The organism is Sphingomonas sp. 77B, from assembly GCF_056497825.1.
On record NZ_JBWMBY010000001.1, the window covers coordinates 2,895,449 to 2,913,417 of the forward strand.

13 protein-coding genes are annotated in these 17,969 nt (G+C 66.5%); 8 read left to right on the forward strand and 5 right to left on the reverse strand.

The annotated features are described in order from the left end of the window. Positions 1-22: 22 nt before the first annotated feature. Genes AC1GI4_RS13525 through AC1GI4_RS13535 form a run of 3 tightly spaced genes read right to left on the reverse strand, consistent with a single transcriptional unit; the run spans position 23 to position 5,897 of the window. Entirely contained in the window at positions 23-1,444 is a 1,422-nt protein-coding gene (locus AC1GI4_RS13525) for an efflux transporter outer membrane subunit (RefSeq protein WP_479629854.1), read from the reverse strand. Next, positions 1,441-4,635 carry an efflux RND transporter permease subunit gene (locus AC1GI4_RS13530; RefSeq protein WP_479629855.1) on the reverse strand — a complete coding sequence of 1,065 codons (3,195 nt, stop codon included), beginning with the start codon at positions 4,633-4,635 and terminating at the stop codon, positions 1,441-1,443. The genes AC1GI4_RS13525 and AC1GI4_RS13530 overlap by 4 nt, the downstream gene beginning before the upstream one ends. Next, on the reverse strand, positions 4,635-5,897 hold the full coding sequence (locus AC1GI4_RS13535) for an efflux RND transporter periplasmic adaptor subunit (RefSeq protein ID WP_433908892.1): 1,263 nt from the start codon (positions 5,895-5,897) through the stop codon (positions 4,635-4,637). The genes AC1GI4_RS13530 and AC1GI4_RS13535 overlap by 1 nt, the downstream gene beginning before the upstream one ends. A 260-nt stretch (positions 5,898-6,157) precedes the next feature. Here AC1GI4_RS13535 and AC1GI4_RS13540 point away from each other — a divergent pair, with 260 nt between their 5' ends. After that, positions 6,158-6,313 (forward strand): hypothetical protein, encoded by a 156-nt coding sequence (locus AC1GI4_RS13540; RefSeq protein ID WP_433908891.1) that lies wholly within the window; start codon positions 6,158-6,160, stop codon positions 6,311-6,313. Positions 6,314-6,341: 28 nt separating this feature from the next. Here the strand turns inward: AC1GI4_RS13540 and AC1GI4_RS13545 are convergent, their stop codons facing one another. Further along, on the reverse strand, positions 6,342-6,497 hold the full coding sequence (locus AC1GI4_RS13545) for a hypothetical protein (protein WP_433908890.1): 156 nt from the start codon (positions 6,495-6,497) through the stop codon (positions 6,342-6,344). Positions 6,498-6,608: 111 nt separating this feature from the next. Here AC1GI4_RS13545 and AC1GI4_RS13550 point away from each other — a divergent pair, with 111 nt between their 5' ends. The 7 genes from AC1GI4_RS13550 (at position 6,609) to alr (ending at position 14,432) form a co-directional block, all read left to right on the forward strand. Beyond that, entirely contained in the window at positions 6,609-7,244 is a 636-nt protein-coding gene (locus AC1GI4_RS13550; protein WP_479629856.1) for a YoaK family protein, read from the forward strand. 113 nt (positions 7,245-7,357) lie between these two features. Then, entirely contained in the window at positions 7,358-8,875 is a 1,518-nt protein-coding gene (locus AC1GI4_RS13555; protein WP_479629857.1) for a CoA-acylating methylmalonate-semialdehyde dehydrogenase, read from the forward strand. Positions 8,876-9,065: 190 nt separating this feature from the next. Further along, on the forward strand, positions 9,066-10,208 hold the full coding sequence (locus AC1GI4_RS13560) for an acyl-CoA dehydrogenase family protein (RefSeq protein WP_479629858.1): 1,143 nt from the start codon (positions 9,066-9,068) through the stop codon (positions 10,206-10,208). Positions 10,209-10,336: 128 nt separating this feature from the next. Further along, complete coding sequence (locus AC1GI4_RS13565; RefSeq protein WP_294269775.1) at positions 10,337-11,386, forward strand: enoyl-CoA hydratase/isomerase family protein; 1,050 nt, start codon at positions 10,337-10,339, stop codon at positions 11,384-11,386. A 13-nt stretch (positions 11,387-11,399) separates the two neighbouring features. After that, a complete protein-coding gene (locus tag AC1GI4_RS13570; RefSeq protein WP_479629859.1) occupies positions 11,400-12,176 on the forward strand; it encodes an enoyl-CoA hydratase in 777 nt (258 codons plus the stop codon). A gap of 101 nt (positions 12,177-12,277) precedes the next feature. Then, positions 12,278-13,201: a 3-hydroxyisobutyrate dehydrogenase gene (mmsB, locus tag AC1GI4_RS13575; protein ID WP_479630409.1), complete on the forward strand. Its 924-nt coding sequence runs from the start codon at positions 12,278-12,280 to the stop codon at positions 13,199-13,201. Positions 13,202-13,409: 208 nt separating this feature from the next. Next, the gene (gene alr / locus AC1GI4_RS13580) at positions 13,410-14,432 is read left to right on the forward strand and encodes an alanine racemase (RefSeq protein WP_479630410.1); all 1,023 of its coding nucleotides are present in this window, start codon (positions 13,410-13,412) and stop codon (positions 14,430-14,432) included. Positions 14,433-14,534: 102 nt separating this feature from the next. Here alr and AC1GI4_RS13585 read toward each other — a convergent pair whose 3' ends face one another. After that, positions 14,535-17,810 (reverse strand): TonB-dependent receptor domain-containing protein, encoded by a 3,276-nt coding sequence (locus AC1GI4_RS13585; protein ID WP_479629860.1) that lies wholly within the window; start codon positions 17,808-17,810, stop codon positions 14,535-14,537. Positions 17,811-17,969 lie beyond the last annotated feature (159 nt).

Sequence of the window (17,969 nt, forward strand, 5' to 3'; positions counted from 1 at the left end):
TGAGCCCATCCCCCCTCAAGCCTCACGACCCCGTAACCGGCCCCCCGGCGGCCTGAAACAGCGCGACCGTGTCGGTCATCCGCGCCGCCTTGGCCTGGATCAGCTGCGAGCGGGCCTGCGCGTCCGTGGCGGTGGCGTTGAGCAGTTGCAGCGTCCCCACGTCACCCAGCGCCAGCTGCCGCCGCGCGAAGGTCAGCGCCTGGCCTGCCGCGTTACTCGCCCGCTGCGCCGCATCCAGCGCCTGGGCGTCGGTCGACAGGCCGGTCAGCGAGTCCGCCACATTGCCGAACGCCTGGAGCACCGCCTGACGATATTGCGCCTTGGCCCCCTCCAGCGCGGCCTCCGCCGCCTTTTGCTGGTGGCGCAGTGCGTTCGCATGGAACAGCGGCTGGGTGATGCCGCCGAGCAGCGCCCAGAAGGGATTGCCGCTCTTGAACATGTCGCCGAAGTTCTGCGCGGAGCCACCGGCATTGGCCGATAGCTGAATGCTGGGCAGCCGTGCCGCGATGGCGGCACCGACATCGGCACCTGCCCCTTGCAACTGGGCGGCGGCGGCCAACACGTCGGGGCGGCGATGGACCAGCTCGGACGGCACGATCGCGGGCAGTTCCTTCGGCAGGGTCAGCTGCGCCAGTTCGGGAAGCGGCGGCAGCGCCGAGCCCGCCGGGCGGCCGATCAGCGTTGCGATGACGGTTCGCTGTGCGGCTTCGGCGCGGACCAGCGGGGGCAGGGCACCCTCGGCGGTGGCGAGCGCGGCCTGTTGCGTCGCCACGTCGGACGCGCCCACTGCGCCCAGCCGCTGCCGCTGTTGCAGCGCGGACAGGATGTCGCGGTTGACCTTCACGGCCGTCTGCGCGGCGGCGACCTGTTCGGCCAGGCTCGCCCGCTCGATCAGCGCGGTGACGAGGTTTGCCGCCACCGTCATCCGCGCGGCATCCAGCTGATGCCGCTGCACCTCGGCGCGTGCGGCGGCGGAGCGGACCTGCGCCCGGTTCCCGCCGAACGCATCGACGTCATAGGAGACGCTGACCTGCGCGGTGTGGAGCGTATAGAGCTGCTGGTTCTGATCGGCGACCGCCGGGGACAGTGCATTGGACACGCGGGTCCGCTGCACATTGTAGTTCAGCCCGCCCTGCGGAAACAGCAACGTGCCGCGCGTGGCGCGTGCCTGCTCCTGCGCCTGCCGCAGCGATGCCTCCGCCACCGCGACATCGTTGTTGTGGGCCAGCGCCTCGGCGACCAGCGCGTCGAGCTGGGCATTGCCGAAGGCGTGCCACCATTCCGGCGCGATCGTGGCCGATACCGTCTGCGCCGGGCCGCTGGTCGGTGCGATCACCGGGGCAGGGGCGAGCGGCGGCAGGCTGGCATGCGCGTCCAGATCATGCGGGCCCACGGCGCAGGCCGAAACGCACGCCAGAAGCGGCAGGGTCAGGAAACGCTTCATGCCGGAACCCCGGATCCAGGAGTGGTGGTATCGTCCTGGTCATCGACCATCGGATCATGCTTCTTCTTGCGCTGCGCCAGCGGCAGGCGGGTCGAATAGCGGCTGATGAGCACCGGCAGGACCAAGAGGATCAGTACCGGGGCCAGCGTCATGCCGCCGACCACGACCAGCGCGAGAGGCTTCTGCACCTGGCTGCCGATCCCGTGCGACAGCGCGGCGGGCAGCAGGCCGATCGCGGCGACCAGACAGGTCATGACCACCGGGCGCAGGCTGTTCTTGACGGTGGTGGCCAGCGCATTCTCGCGCGGGGCGCCCTCGTCGATCGCGTTGTTGAAGGTGGTGACGACCAGGATGCCGTCCATCACCGCGATGCCGAACAGCGCCACGAAGCCGATCGCCGCCGAGATGCTGAACGCCGTGCCCGTCAGCGCCAGCGCCAGCACGCCGCCCACGATCGCCATCGGGATCGCGGAGAAGGCGAGCAGGCTGTCGCGCATCGAGCCGAAATTGGCATAGAGCAGCAGCAGGATGAGCACGAGGCTGATCGGCACCACGATCTCCAGTCGGGCGATCGCGTTCTTCAGGTTGTCCAGCTCGCCCGCCCATTCCAGGTGATAGCCCGGCGGCAGGTGCACATTCTGGTTGATCCGCGCGCGCGCTTCCTCGACCGCCCCGCCCAGATCGCGGCCACGCACCGAGAATTTGATCGGCACATAGCGCTCCTGATGCTCGCGATAGATGAACGAGGCGCCGGTGGTCAGGCGGACGTTCGCCACCTCGGACAGCGGCACCTGGATCGTCCCGTTGCCGTCGGGCGACGGCGCGCCGATGGTGATGTTGCGCACCGACTCGAGCGAGTCGCGCTGCTTGGGCTGCAACCGCACGATGATCGGGAAGTGGCGATCGGTGCCCGGTTCATACAGGTCGGCCGTCGACTGGCCACCGATGGCGGCCGCCACCGTCTGGTTGATGTCGTCGGGCGTCAGGCCATAGCGCGCGGCCTTGGCGCGATCGACGTCGATCCGCACGGTCGGCTGGCCCAGAATCTCGAACACGCCTAGATCCTCGATGCCCTTCACCTTGGCCATCTGCGCCTTAATCTGGTTGGCGAGCTTTTCGAGCGTGACGAGGTCGGGGCCGAACAGCTTGATCGAATTGGCGCCCTTCACGCCCGAGGCGGCTTCCTCGACGTTATCCTCGATGATCTGCGAGAAGGAGAAGTCGACGCCGGGATATTTCTTGGCGAGGCGGGTCGACAGTTCATCGATCAGCTTCTCCTTGGTCATGCCCGACGGCCAGGTGTCGAACGGCTTCAGCGGCACGAAGAACTCGACGTTGAAGAAGCCGGTCGCATCGGTACCATCGTCAGGGCGGCCATGGGCGGACAGGACCGCCGTGGTCTCCGGATAGGACGCGATGATCTTGCGCACCTCGTTGGTCACCTTCTCGCCCGCCTCCAGGCTGATCGAGGAGGGGAGGGTGGCGCGGATGTACATATTGCCTTCTTCGAGGTGCGGCAGGAACTCGATGCCCAGCGAGCGCACGCCGACCACGGCCAGCACCATCATCAGCGCCGCGCCGCCGATCGTCACCACCTTGTTGCGCAGCGCGAAGGACGCGGCGGGTTCATAGACGCGGCGCAGCTTGCCGACGATGAAGGTCTCGGTCTCGGCCAGCTTGTCCGGCAGCAGCAGCGTCGAGAGCACCGGCGCGACGGTGAAGGTCGCGAGCAGGCCGCCGCTGATCGCATAGGCATAGGTCTTGGCCATCGGGCCGAAGATGTGCCCCTCGACGCCGGTCAGGGTGAACAGCGGCAGGAAGCTGGCGATGATGATCGCAGCGGCGAAGAAGATGCCGCGGCTGACCTCCGACGAGGCGCCCAGCACCGCGCCGAAGCGGCTGGCCATGGTGTAATGGCCCTTGCCGCTTTCCACGGCGGCGGAGCGTTCGACCATGTGGCGGAAGATATTCTCCACCATGATGACGCAGGCATCGACCACGAGGCCGAAGTCGAGCGCGCCGACCGACAACAGGTTCGCACTCTCGCCCTGCAACACCAGGATCAGGATGGCGAAAGCCAGCGCGAAGGGGATGGTCGCCGCCACGATGATCGCCGAGCGCAGATTGCCGAGGAACAGCCATTGCAGCGCGAAGATCAGGAGGATGCCGACCACCATGTTTTCCATGACGGTGTGGATGGTCAGATTGATCAGGTCGGAGCGGTCGTAGATGCGTTCCAGATGGACGCCGGGGGGCAGCACGCCGCTGTCGTTGATGTTCGCGACCTCGGCCTGCACGGCCTTGATCGTCGGCATCGACTGGGCGCCGCGCTGCATCAGGACGATGCCCTGCACGATGTCGTCGTCGTTATTGTACCCGGCGATGCCCATGCGCGGCGCGTTGCCGACCTTGACGGTCGCCACGTCCTTGATGAGCACGGGCGCGCCGCCCGCCTGGCCGACCAGCACGTTCTGGATCGCGTCGGGCGACTGGATCAGGCCGATGCCGCGCACGATCGCGGCCTGTTCGCCGAAGTTGATCGTCTGGCCGCCGACATTGCCGTCGCTCTTGGACAGCGCCGCCAGCACCTGCGCGACGGTGACGCCGTGCGCGTTCAGGCGGTTCTGGTCGATCACCACGTCATAGGCGCGCAGCTTGCCGCCCCAGCCGGTCACGTCGATGACGCCCGGAATTCGCTTGAACCGGCGCTGGAGTACCCAGTCCTGCAGCGTCTTCAGGTCCATCACCGAATAGCCCTTGGGCGCGACGATGCGGTAGCGATAGATTTCACCCACCGGCGAGGTCGGCGACAGCGTCGGCTGCGCGCCACCGGCCAGCGGCGGCAGTTGCGACAGGCGGTTGATGACCTGCTGGCGCGCCTGTTCGTTGGTATAGTCGTAGGTGAACTGGATCTTGATGTCCGACAGGCCGAACAGGCTGATCGCGCGGATCGCGGTCAGATGCGGGATGCCCGCCATCTGGACCTCGATCGGGATGGTGACGTTGCGCTCCATCTCCTCGGCCGACAGGCCCTGGGTCTGGGTGATGACCTCGACCATCGGCGGGACCGGGTCGGGATAGGCTTCGATGTTGAGGTTGATGAAGCCGATGACGCCAGCGACGATCATCGCGAAGAACAGGCCGACGATCAGCAGTCGCTGACGCAGCGCGAAGTCGACGATGCGGTTCATTATTCGCCGATCCCCGCTTCGTTGACGAACAGCGCGCCCGAGGTGACGATCTTCTCGCCCGGCTTCAGTCCGGCGGTGATGGTGACCAGGCCATTGGCGGAGTCGCCGGTCGTCACGTCGCGCGCGACCAGCAGGCCGTCGGGACGCATGATCCAGACGCGCGCATTGTCGCCTTCATGGATGACGGCGGCGGCGGGGACGCGGATCGCCTCGCCCGCGTTCAGATGCTTGATCGCGAAGCTGGCGAACATCTGCGGCTTGAGCAGCTTGTCCGGGTTGGGGATCGACGCGCGAACCGGCAGGCGGTGGGTTTCGGGATCGAGCGCGGCGCCGACCAGATCGATGGTCGCGTGGAAGACGCGGCCCGGCACGGCGGGCGTCGTCACCTCGACCGGATCGCCGACGCGGACATTCTCGGCATCGCTCTCGGCCACCTGCGCGACCAGCCAGACGCGCGAGGGGTCGGTGATGGTCATCACCGGCTTGTCGCCGCCCTGCGAAACGTACTGGCCCGGCGCGACATCGCGCGACGCGACAACGCCGCTGATCGGCGCGACCAGCGTCGTGATGTCGTGGATGCCCGAACCCTGACCGGAATTTTCCAGCCGGTTGATCTCGCCCTGCGACTTGCCGAGCACGGCCAGCTTGTCGCGCGCGGCGCCCAGCGCGGCGGCGGCGGTGCGCGCGGTCGCCTGCGCGGCGGCGAGGTCGGCCTTGGCCTGCTGGTAATCCTTCAGCGCGCCGCCAGCGGTCTCATAGATCTGCTGCTGGCGGTCGGCGTTGCGCTGTGCCGCGACCAGTTGCGCCTGCGCGTTCTGGTATGCCGCGCGCGCCGAGAACAAGCCGGATCGGGCATCGACAAAATCGCTGGTCTTGATGAGCAGCAGCGGCTGGCCCTGGCGCACCACCTGGCCGGCATCGGCCAGCACGCGTACCACCTGCCCGGCATAGGGCATCAGCACCGGGGTCGAGCGCGTACCGTCGGCGGTGATCGCACCCGTCGCCATCGTCTGCGCGCCCGACGCGCCCAACCCGACGCGCATGGTCGGCATCGCGTCCAGCTGATCCTTGGACAGGCGCAACGTGCCCGGCGGAGGCGGCGGGGGCGGCGTTTCCTCCTTGTGCGTCAGCTTGCCGATGACCGTGAACAGCACCAGCGCGCCGATCACGACGGCGGCGGCGATGCCGACCCAGCGCCATTGCTGCGCGGAGGAGAGGCTGCGGGTTTCGGGTAGCGTTGCGTCGGCGGGATTGACGTGCATCGGTGTCTTTCGGCGCAAGAAGGCGGATATTGCCACGGCCGATAGGGGCAAATCCCTGACGCACCCCTTACGGGTTCCTTACGAGACGTTCATCATCGCGCGCGGCGGACCCGCCCCAAATCCCATCGAAAATGCGCGAACGACCGTATTTCAAGACTTTGTTGGATGGCTTGCCGATATGAACGCCCTGTCACCCGGCAGGAACAAAAGTCTCGGTTCGTCGTTAAAAACCAACGGCTCGACACAAGGGAGGGAATAAGATGGCCAGTCACATGCCGCCGCCACGGATTTCCGACATGCCGCGTGAACAGCGCTTGGATGCGCTTTATCGCCGCGCTGCCGAGGATCGTGCCCGGTACATGGCGATGCGTAAACGCAAACCCGGCCTGTTCGACCGGCTGCTCCACCTGTTCTGACAGGATTGCCCGCTGCGTGCCCAGAGCGTCAGCGCGCCGCCCGTCGTGCGCGCCGCCGCGGAATGGATCGCGGGCGAAGCCGTTTTTCGCGCCGCATATCGCTGTTTCCGATGGCGATCATGACGATGACGAGTGAAGACAGCGCCGATACCGTCAACCAGATTTCCACCAGCGCACCCGCCATGCCGCTCCCCCTGTTTTGAACCGCGCCAACGCGCTGGGCGCCGATCCGATCCCCGGCCGCCCGCCAATATCGCTTGGTCGCGTCTCGCCCGCCGGGATATAGCGTCCGGCCATGATCCGATCCGACCGTCGATCCTGGCCGCTGGCCATCTGGCTGGCCCTGCTTTGCGGTTATGTCGATGCGGTCGGATTCCAGCAGCTCGGTGGCTATTTCGTTTCGTTCATGAGCGGCAACGGCACGATGCTGGCGGTTCGGCTGGCCGCGCCGAAAGAGGCCGTTTCAGGCGCCGTTACGGTGCTGGCGATATTGCTGGGCCTGTTCGTCGCGGGCGTGATGGCGGGCACGCTGATCCGGCTGGCGCTGCCCCGGTTCGGGCAGGTGGCGGTGCTGCTGCTGGTCGCGCTGTTGCTGGGCGGGGTTGCCCTGCTCGGCGGATGGGCCGCGCCTGCCATGGTGCTGGCGATGGGCGCCGCCAATGCCACGTTCGAGCGCGACGGCGAGGTGAGCATCGGTGTCACCTATATGACCGGCACGCTGGTCAAGATCGGCCAGCATCTGGCGCACACCGTCGCGGGGCGCGAGCGCTGGGCGTGGTTGCCCTATCTGTTGCTCTGGGCCGGGTTTCTGGTCGGTGCGGGGCTGGGCGCGCTGGCCTTTCCGCTTTGGGGGCTGGAGTCGTTATTCCTGGCCGTGGCGGGCGTGCTGGGCGCGGCGGTCGCGGCATGGCGGCTTCGCCCGACGGCCTGACGCAAGCGGAAGCAGCCTCGCCGCCTTTTTGGCGGACCCGGCTTGGATTTCACGGCCGAGCAATATAATTACAAGCCGGAGAGTCGGGCATCAGACCCGGAACAGGAGAGTTTATGCGCGTGATCGACCATCTGGTTGCCGGTGGACAGACCGCAACCGACACCGCTTCGGCCCGGCCCGAAGAGCGCTGGGGCGATATCTTCGACCCCAATAGCGGCCAGGTTCAGGCCCGGGTGATGCTGGGCGACGCCGCGCTGCTGGAACGTGCCGTCGCCGCCGCGCAAGCCGCGCAGCCCGGCTGGGCCGCGACCAATCCGCAGCGCCGGGCGCGCGTGATGTTCCGGTTCAAGGAACTGGTCGAGCAGAATATGGACGCGCTGGCGCATCTGCTCTCCTCCGAACATGGCAAGGTGATCGCGGACGCGCGAGGAGACATCCAGCGCGGGCTGGAGGTGATCGAGTTCGCCTGCGGCATCCCCCACGTGCTGAAGGGCGAATATACGCAAGGGGCAGGGCCGGGCATCGACGTCTATTCGATGCGCATGCCGCTGGGCATAGGCGCGGGGATCACCCCGTTCAACTTCCCCGCGATGATCCCGATGTGGATGTTCGGCGTCGCCATCGCCTGCGGCAACGCCTTCATCCTGAAGCCGTCCGAGCGCGATCCGTCGGTTCCCGTCCGCCTCGCCGAACTGATGCGCGAAGCGGGCGCCCCCGAGGGCATTTTGCAGGTCGTCCACGGCGACAAGGCGATGGTCGACGCGATCCTCGACCATCCGGCGATCAGCGCGGTCAGCTTCGTCGGCTCGTCCGACATCGCGCATTACGTCTATCGACGCGGCGTCGAGGCGGGAAAGCGGGTCCAGGCGATGGGCGGTGCGAAGAACCACGGTATCGTCATGCCCGACGCCGACCTCGACCAGGTGGTCGCCGACCTGTCGGGCGCAGCCTTCGGCTCGGCGGGCGAGCGCTGCATGGCGCTGCCCGTCGTCGTGCCGGTCGGCGACAAGACGGCGGATGCCTTGCGCGAAAAGCTGATCCCGGCGATCGATGCGCTGCGGGTCGGCGTGTCCACGGACGCGCAGGCACATTACGGCCCGGTCGTGAACGCGGCGCACAAGAAGCGCGTGGAGGACTGGATTCAGACCGGTGTCGATGAGGGGGCCGAGCTGGTCGTCGACGGGCGCGGCTTCCAGTTGCAGGGCTATGAGGAAGGCTTCTTCATAGGCCCGTCGCTGTTCGACCGGGTGACGCCTGCGATGCAGAGCTATAAGGAGGAAATCTTCGGCCCCGTCCTCCAGATCGTCCGCGCCCCCGATTTCGAGACGGCGGTGCGCCTGCCGAGCGAGCACCAATATGGCAACGGCGTTGCGATCTTCACCCGCAACGGCCATGCGGCGCGGGAGTTCGCGGCGCGCGTCGAGGTGGGGATGGTCGGCATCAACGTGCCGATCCCGGTGCCGGTGGCGTATCACAGCTTTGGCGGCTGGAAGCGTTCGGCCTTTGGTGACGTGAACCAGCATGGCATGGAGGGCGTCCGCTTCTGGACCAAGGTGAAGACGGTGACGCAGCGCTGGCCGGATGGCTCCGCCACGGGCGAGAATGCCTTTGTAATTCCTACCATGGCCTAAAAGCACGCCCCTCCCGCAGGCGAGTTTCAGGTCGGTCATGCCCCCGGCATGACCTAAACGATGCGGGGCATCGTTTACCTGAAACTGGGATGGGGGAGGGCAGGCCAGAAGCGACGGTCTCTGTGAGACTCCCTGCCCTCCCCAAACCCCTCCCGCCTGCGGGAGGGGCTTAACAGGACTAGACCGACCGATGACCCAATTCGACCTCACCGACGAGCAGCGCGAGATCCAGGAGCTGGCGCGCCGTTTCACCGCCGACCGCATCACGCCCTTCGCGGCGGAGTGGGACGAGAAGCACATCTTCCCGCGCGACACGATCAAAGAGGCGGCCGAACTCGGTTTCGCCGCCATCTATGTGTCCGAAGAGTCCGGCGGCATCGCGCTCGGGCGGCTGGAGGCGGCGCTCATCATGGAGGCGATGGCCTATGGCTGTCCCTCGACCTCAGCCTTCATCTCGATCCACAACATGGCGTCGTGGATGATCGATCGCTTCGGCGATACGGATGTGAAGAGCCGTTACCTCCCCGACCTCGTCACGATGGAGCGCATGGCGAGCTATTGCCTGACCGAGCCGGGATCGGGCTCCGACGCCGCCGCGCTCAAGACGCGCGCGGTCCTCGACGGCGACCATTATGTCGTGTCGGGATCGAAGCAGTTCATCTCGGGCGGCGGCGAGAATGAGGTCTATGTCACCATGGTCCGCACTGGTGAGGAGGGGCCCAAGGGCATTTCCTGCCTGGTGATCGACAAGGACACGCCCGGCGTCTCCTTCGGCGCGAACGAGCGCAAGCTGGGCTGGCATTCGCAGCCGACCCGGCAGGTGATGTTCGATCAGGTTCGCGTGCCGGTCGCCAACCGGCTGGGCGCGGAGGGCGAGGGGTTCCGCATCGCGATGATGGGGCTCGACGGCGGACGGCTGAACATCGGCGCCTGCTCGCTGGGCGGGGCGCAACGCTGCCTCGACGAGTCCGTCGCGTACGTGAAGGACCGGCGCCAGTTCGGCAAGGCGATCGCCGAGTTCCAGAACACGCAGTTCACCCTCGCCGACATGGCGACCGAGCTGGAGGCAGCGCGCGCGCTGCTCTACCTCGCCGCTGCCAAGGTGACTGACAATGCGCCCGACAAGACCCGCTTCGCCGCCATGGCCAAGCGGCTGGCGACCGACACCGGATCGTCGGTGGTCGACCGCGCGCTCCAGCTGCATGGCGGCTATGGCTATCTGATGGACTATCCGATCGAGCGCTTCTGGCGCGACCTGCGCGTCCATTCGATCCTGGAGGGCACGAACCAGGTGATGCGGATGATCGTCGGGCGGGATTTGCTGAAGGATTAATCAACACAGGGGCACCACCCCGGCGAAGGCCGGGGTCCAGTTGCCGCTCACTTGATGGCGCGCCATGAATGGCGTCCCATCTGGACCCCGGCCTCCGCCGGGGTGAAAGAAGAAGGTAGGATCGCCGAATGACCCAAGACCTGATCGTCACCCGCGAAGGCCCGGTCGGGCGGTTGCGGCTCAACCGGCCCAAGGCGATCCATGCTTTGACCCGCGACATGTGCGAGGGCGTGCTCGCCGCGCTGGAGGACTGGCGCGGCGACCTGTCGGTTGAGGCGGTCATCATTGACCATGCCGAGGGACGCGGATTCTGCGCGGGCGGCGACATCCGGTTGCTGGCCGAGAGTGGCGCGGGCGATGGCGAGGCGGCGCGGGGCTTCTTCCATGCCGAATACCGGATGAACCACCGGCTGTTCACCTATGCCAAGCCGATCGTCGCGGTCATGGACGGCATCACCATGGGCGGCGGCGTCGGCATTTCCGCGCCCGCCCGCTTCCGCATCGCGACCGAGAATACCCGCTTCGCCATGCCGGAGACGGGCATCGGCCTGTTCCCCGATGTCGGCGGCGGCTGGTATCTCTCGCGCCTGCCCGGCCGCATGGGCGAGTTCCTTGCGCTGACCGGCCACCGGCTCGATGGGGCTGAGGCCTATGCTTTGGGCCTGGCCACCCATTATCTGCCATCGTCCGCGCTGGACGAGGCGAAGGCCGCGATCATCGCCGCCCCGCAGGAGATCGCCGCGACGCTCGACCGGCTGTCGACGCCCGCGCCCAAAGCGAAGATTATGGCGCATGCCGCCGAAATCGACCGGCTGTTCGCCGCCGACACGCTGGAAGAGATCATCGCCGCGCTGGAGGCGGATGGCGGCGAATGGGCGGCGCAGCAGCTCGCCGTGTTGCGCACCAAATCACCGCAGGCTTGCAAGGTCTCGCTGCGCCTGCTCCGCGAAGGCAGGCGGACCACCGACTTCGCCGACGAGATGCGCCGCGAGTACGGCATCGCCTCCCATGTGGTCCAGCGCCCCGATTTCATCGAGGGCGTCCGCGCGCTGATCGTCGACAAGGACAATACGCCGCGCTGGAATCCGCCCGAGCCGGAGGGCGTGACCGATACGATGATCGACCATATCTTCGCGCCGCTGCCCGAGGGGCAGGCCTGGACCCCCGACGACCGTTGAGAAGGACGCCCGCATGACCGATTACAACACCCTGATCGTCGAGCGCCGCGAGGCGGTGACGCTCGTCACGCTCAACCGGCCCCAGGCGCTCAACGCGCTGAATGCCGAGCTGCTGGCCGAACTGCTGGACGTGATGCGCGCCTATGACGCCGATCCGGAACAGCGCTGCGCCGTCATCACCGGCAGCCCCAAGGCGTTCGCGGCAGGCGCCGACATCAAGGAGATGCAGGAGATGGACTTCGCCGCCATGTATGGCGGCAACCATTTCACCGGCTGGGACGCGTTCACCCGCACGCGCAAACCCATCATTGCGGCGGTCGCGGGCTATGCGCTGGGCGGCGGATGCGAGCTGGCGATGATGTGCGACTTCATCCTCGCCGCCGACACCGCCAAGTTCGGCCAGCCCGAGATCAAGCTGGGCGTGACGCCGGGCATGGGCGGCTCGCAGCGTCTGGCCCATGCGGTCGGCAAGGCCAAGGCGATGGAGATGTGCCTGACCGGCCGGATGATGGACGCCGAGGAAGCCGAGCGATCGGGCCTCGTCGCGCGCATCATACCCGGCGCCGATCTGATTGAGGAGGCGCTCAAGACCGCCGCGACCATCGCAGGCATGGCCCCGATCGCGGTCAAGGCCAACAAGGAAATGGTCAACGCCGCCTTCGACATGGGGCTGGCGCAGGGCGTGCAGTTCGAGCGGCGCCTGTTCCACGGCCTGTTCGGCTCGGCCGACCAGAAGGAAGGCATGGCCGCGTTCGTCGAGAAGCGCAGCCCCAACTGGACCAACCGCTGATGAGACCCACGCCCCTCCCGCAGGCGGGAGGGGATGGGGGAGGGTAGGGATTCTCACCGAGATTATCGCCTGTGGCCTTTCCCTCCCCCGGCCCCTCCCGCCTGCGGGAGGGGAGCAGAAGAAAAAATAGCAAGTTAGGAGAGAGCATCATGGCACGGATCGCCTTTATCGGCCTGGGCAATATGGGCGGCGGCATGGCCGCGAACCTCGCGAAGGCGGGGCATGACGTCCGCGCCTTCGACCTGTCGGCAGACGCGCTGGCGGCGGCGAAGGCGGCCGGGTGCCTGCCCGTCGACAGCGCCGTCGCGGCGATGGACGGGGTGGAGGCGGTGGTGACCATGTTGCCCGCCGGAACCCATGTCGAGCGCGTCTATGCCGATGCGGTATTCGCCGCCGCGCCGCCGTCCGCGATCCTGATCGACTGCTCGACCATCGACGTCGCCACCGCGCGCCGTGTGGCCGAAGCCGCGCAGGCCAAGGGCATGATGGCGGTCGACGCCCCCGTCTCGGGCGGGATCGCCGCGGCCAAGGCGGGGACGCTGACCTTCATGGTCGGCGGTACGCAGGAAGCGTTCGACCGGGCCGAGCCTTTCCTGTCCGCCATGGGCCAGGCGGTGATCCATGCCGGCGGCAATGGCGCGGGCCAGGCGGCCAAGATCTGCAACAACATGCTGCTCGGTGCGACGATGATCGCGACCTGCGAGGCGTTCGCGCTGGCCGAGAAGCTGGGGCTGGAGGCGCAGACCTTCTACGACATCGCCTCGGTCTCGTCTGGGCAGAGCTGGTCGATGACCAAATATTGCCCCGTGCCCGGCGTCGGGCCGGAGACGCCCGCCGACCACGACTATCAGGGCGGCTTCGCGGCGGCGCTGATGCTCAAGGACCTGAAGCTGGCGATGCAGGCCGCGCATGATGCGGGCGCGACCACCCCGATGGGGGAGCGGGCGGCGGACCTCTATGCGGCGTTCGTCGGCGAAGGCCAGCCGCCGGTGGACTTTTCCGGGATCATCCGCACCCTGCGATGAACTCCATTCCCACCCTCCGTTCCGCCTGAGCGCAGTCGAAGGCCAAGGGATGCTCGATCCACCAAGGATCGCTTGTCGACGGCGCATGACGTGGCCTTGACCCCGTTCAGGCGAAAGGTGGCCGGGGGCAAAGAGGGGGAAGCGGTGAAAAACCCGTCGCGCCTTTTCCCCCTGACCAATGCGGCCTAAAGCCCACCGGGTGATCGAAATACCCGCCCCGCTCCGCCTGCGCGTCGACCGCGATGCGCTTGTGTCCAACTGGCAGGCGCTCGACCGGCTGAGCGGCGCGGCGGCGTGCGGCGCGGCGGTCAAGGCGAACGGCTATGGCCTGGGCGCGACCCTGGTCGCCGGGACGCTGGCCCGCGCGGGATGCCGCGATTTCTTCGTCGCCAACTGGGCCGAGGCGCAGGCGCTGGCGCCGCTCGGGCTGACGGTGTCCGTCCTGCACGGCCTGCGCGTCGAGGACCTGCCCGCCGCCAAGGCCGGTTTCGCCCGCCCGGTGCTGAGCACGCCCGAACAGATCGCGCGCTGGCGGGACAGCGGGGGCGGCCGTTGCGACGTTATGGTCGACACCGGCATGAATCGGCTGGGCGTATCGGTGCAGGCGGTGCGGGACGGCCTGCTCGACGGACTGGCGATCGAGACACTCATCAGCCACCTCGCCTGCGCCGACGAGGATGTCGGGATGAACGCGCGTCAGCGAGCGGCCTTTGCCAGCCTGACCGGCCGTACGGCGGCGCGGCGGATGAGCCTCGCCAATTCGGCCGGGATCGGGCTGGGCGCGGATTATCATTTCGACCTGACCCGACCGGGCCTGGCCCTCTATGGCGGTATACCGCGTCGCGACATGGCGGGACACCTCCGCCAGGTCGCCATTCCCGAGGCGCAGATCCTCCAGCGCCGCCAAGTGCCCGCAGGCGAGACGGTCGGCTACAACGCCACCTGGACCGCGCCCGCCGATACCGAGGTGGCGATCCTGAACCTGGGCTATGCCGACGGCTATCGCCGCGCGCTTTCGGGTTTGGGCGCGGCGGTGGCGGATGGGGTGCGATTGCCGGTGCTGGGTCGCGTATCGATGGACCTGATCGCCGTCGATGTCACCGCCCGTCCCGACCTGGCCGAGGGCGACTGGCTGGCCATGGACTATGACCTCGCGGCTGCCTCCGCCGCATCAGGCGTGTCGCAATATGAACTGTTGACCGGCCTCGCTCAGCGCTTCGCGCGGGACTGATCCCGCTGGCTCGGAACATCACGTCCAACGCCATTTCAAAGGACAAAAAAAGGGCCGCCTCTGATCGAGGCGGCCCCACAGTCGGGCTATTTTAATCCGCGATCAGAAGCGGGCCTCGACGCCTGCATACAGGAAGCGGCCGATGTTCGGATAGATTGCGTCGCTGCCGGTGCCGGTCAAATCGTACGGCGGCAGCTGGTTGGTGATGTTGTCGACGCCGAAATACAGGCGGAACTTGTCCGTCGCGTTCACCCCGATGCGCGCGTCGTGATACACGATCGGGCTGTAATAGACGAATGGGCGGGCATCCGGGTTGAGCGCCGGACGACCCTGCGAGGCGAAGAATGTCTCGTAGGACAGGCTCGAGACGATCTGCTTGCCGACGTAACGCGCGGTGTAGCCGAAATCGATCAGCCCGACCTTGCCGTTGATGTTGAAACGTGCCTGCCAGTTGGGATCGCCCAGCGTGCTGTTCAGACGGTCGTAACGATCCGGCTCCGCGATGTAGGCGTAGTTCAGACGGTTGATGACATAGCTGGCCGTGAAGCTGGCATTGAGCGAAGCGTTCTCGCTGAACCGCTTTGCATATTGCACGTCGAAGTCGATGCCGTTTGTCTTCAGGGCCGCGAAGTTGAACGGCTGGTTGATGAAGCTGATGCCGTTGCCAGCGCGATCGAACTGGAACTGCGACTGGTCGATGGTGCGGCCGTTCTGGCCCAGGAACGTGTAGTTCTGGACGGGGTCGGCCGACTGGCGACGGAAGACCGCAGCGCAGAACGGGTTGTTGATGCCGTTGGTGTCGTCATAGCAACGGTTGACGATCTGCTGGCCGGTCAGGCCCGAGATCACGTTCTTCACCCGCACGTTGTAGTAATCGACCTTGATGGTCAGGCCACGCACCTGTTGCGGCTGATACATCAGGCCCAGCGTGAAGCTGTTGCCGACTTCTGGGGTCAGACCGATATTGCCCTGGTTGACGCCCGGGATGTTCGAGGGTGACTGGTTGGTCCATGGCCGCACCAGCTGCGCGCCGGTCGTCGGATCAGTGAAGGTGATGGTCGTCGGGATACCGGCCGCGGCGCAGTTGCGGGCGCGGTTCGGGTTGGACGTGATATTGTTGCCGGCATTGGTGCCGCCGGGCTGGTCGCAGGGATCGGCGATGGTGGCGAAGGTCTGCGACTGCGAGGCATACAGGTTGCTCAGGTTCGGTGCGCGAACCGAACGCGACAGGCTGGCGCGGAAGCGCAGGTCGCTGACCGGGGCCCAGATGACGCCCGCATTCCATGCCCAGACGGAGCCGGTGCTGCCGCCATAGTCGGACAGGCGGCCCGCACCCTCAACGCTCAGTTCCTTGATGAACGGAATGTTGGCAAGCAGCGGCAGACGAAGTTCGCCATAAGCTTCCTTGATGTTGACCGCAGGCGGATCGAAGGTCGCCGCCGGGTTCAGGAAGGTCGCACCCGACGCGGTGACCGGATCCTGGCCCGAGAAGGCGTCTTCACGACGATATTCGCCGCCCAGCACGAAGTAGATCGGGCCGCCCGGCAAGTTGAAGAACGAACGGGTATTGCCCGAGATGAACGCGGTCGCATTGATCTCTTCGGCCCACTGGTTCCGGGTCGAGGTATAGGTGATGTAGTTGGTAGCCCGCGGATCCGCCGCGTTCTGGCCGAACAGGTTCAACGGTACGCAGTTGGGATCGGCGGTGGCGGGATTGGCGTTGACCGCACAGATCACCCGCTGTCCGCGCGAGTTCAGCACGAAGTTCGTGCCGGTATAGCCAGCCGGTGCCACCACCGCATTGACCGCCCGCGCATAGTTGGCGAGCAGGACGTTACCGCCCGTGCGGTAGAAATTCTCGGTGCGGCCGTAATTGCCCGCGACTTCATAATACAGGTCGCCCGACGGCACGATGTCGCCGCGAACGCCGATCACGCCGCGATAGGTCTTACGGTCATGGAATTCGGCGCGCGTACCGAGGTCGTTGTTGAAGCGGTTGAGCTGGAACGACGTCGCGGTCGGCCCCAGGATGGTGGTCAGCGTCGAGCGCGCATCGTTCGTCAGGAACGGATTGTTGACACTGAACACGTTGGTCAGCGTGCCGCCGGTGAAGCTGGGCTGGGTCGACTGCTGCGTTGCCTTGATCTTGGCGAAGCTGAATTCAACGAACGGCTTGAACGCGGGCGAAATGTCGCCGTTGAGCAGGATGTTCGCCAGGAAGCGGTCGAGGCCCGGCATCAGCATGGCGCCTTCGACGCCGCTGGCACCCCCACCGAAGAGCACGCCGCCGCCGATCGCGCGGTTGTCGACCAGACCCGTCGTGCTCGGCGAGTCCTTCAGCAGCGAACCGTTGGGCTGGAAGATATAGGTATACGCGATCGGGCTGCCGGTCGGCGAGTTCTGACCGGTGCAAACCGCCGCACGCTGCGCCGCATTGGCGGCGGTCGCCGTGGCCGGGCAGGTCGTGATGACCGAGCCGCCGATCGAGCGGTTGCTGAACACGCTACCGCGCGGCACGAACACGGTGTTTGGAATACCGTCGAAGTTGCGGTTCGGCGCGGTCGTGATCTGCGACGTGATGAAGCCCGGAGTGCCGCCATACGCACCCAGATAGTCACGCTGGTCGTAGAAGACCGGGTTGCTCTTGGAATATTCGGCCGAGACGGTCAGGTTGAACCGGCCCTCCGCGAAGTTCGCGCCGGTAACGCCGCTGACCAGATAGGTGCCGCGATCGCCATAGCTGGTGACGCCGCTCTGCGCGCGCAGGCGGGTGCCCTCGAAATCGCGCTTCAGCTTGAAGTTGACGACGCCCGCAATGGCGTCCGAGCCATAGACCGCAGACTGACCGCCGGTGACGATCTCGATACCATCAACCAAATCGAACGGGATGGTGTTGACGTCCGGGGTGTAGTTGCCCGGGACGGCGGTGACGATGCGGCGACCGTTGACCAGCGTCAGCGTGCGCGCCGTACCCAAGCCGCGAAGGTCGAGCAAGTTGATGCCCGCCGTACCGATCGAGCCGGTCGAGTTCGCCTGGGTGAAGGTGTTACGCAGCTGCGGCAGCTGGCTGACCGCATCGCCCAGCGCAATGTCGCCCCGCGTGCCGAGCAGTTCGGCGGCGTTGATCGATTCAACCGGGATTGCCGCATCGAACTTGTTGGTCAGACGGATACGCGAGCCGGTGACGACGACATCGCCGTCGCCGCTACGGTTGCCCGGCTGTGCAGCCTGGGACGTTGTGTCAGCATCCTCTTCCTGAACTGCCGGTGCTGTGGTCGACGTGGCGGTCTGCGGGTTGGTCTGCGCGAAGGTCGTGGTCGGCAGGAGGACCAGGGTGCTGGCCAGAGCGGAGGCTCCCAGCAGGGTACGCATATTCATTCTTTACCCCCAATATGACGGATCATTCACGTCCGTTAATCGCAGGGAAAGAAATTTCAGGTGGGAAAACAAGCGCTCGTCGCAGCGTGTTTAAAAATTACGTCACCATAGTTGCAGGGATGTGACAGGTTCGACACATCCCTGCAATGTAACCGTTAA

Coding starts and splice junctions, on each gene's coding strand:
- AC1GI4_RS13525 (WP_479629854.1), bottom strand. CDS start 1,444: ATGAAGCGTTTCCTGACCCTGCCGCTTCTGGCGTGCGTTTCGGCCTGC.
- AC1GI4_RS13530 (WP_479629855.1), bottom strand. CDS start 4,635: ATGAACCGCATCGTCGACTTCGCGCTGCGTCAGCGACTGCTGATCGTC.
- AC1GI4_RS13535 (WP_433908892.1), bottom strand. CDS start 5,897: ATGCACGTCAATCCCGCCGACGCAACGCTACCCGAAACCCGCAGCCTC.
- AC1GI4_RS13540 (WP_433908891.1), top strand. CDS start 6,158: ATGGCCAGTCACATGCCGCCGCCACGGATTTCCGACATGCCGCGTGAA.
- AC1GI4_RS13545 (WP_433908890.1), bottom strand. CDS start 6,497: ATGGCGGGTGCGCTGGTGGAAATCTGGTTGACGGTATCGGCGCTGTCT.
- AC1GI4_RS13550 (WP_479629856.1), top strand. CDS start 6,609: ATGATCCGATCCGACCGTCGATCCTGGCCGCTGGCCATCTGGCTGGCC.
- AC1GI4_RS13555 (WP_479629857.1), top strand. CDS start 7,358: ATGCGCGTGATCGACCATCTGGTTGCCGGTGGACAGACCGCAACCGAC.
- AC1GI4_RS13560 (WP_479629858.1), top strand. CDS start 9,066: ATGACCCAATTCGACCTCACCGACGAGCAGCGCGAGATCCAGGAGCTG.
- AC1GI4_RS13565 (WP_294269775.1), top strand. CDS start 10,337: ATGACCCAAGACCTGATCGTCACCCGCGAAGGCCCGGTCGGGCGGTTG.
- AC1GI4_RS13570 (WP_479629859.1), top strand. CDS start 11,400: ATGACCGATTACAACACCCTGATCGTCGAGCGCCGCGAGGCGGTGACG.
- AC1GI4_RS13585 (WP_479629860.1), bottom strand. CDS start 17,810: ATGAATATGCGTACCCTGCTGGGAGCCTCCGCTCTGGCCAGCACCCTG.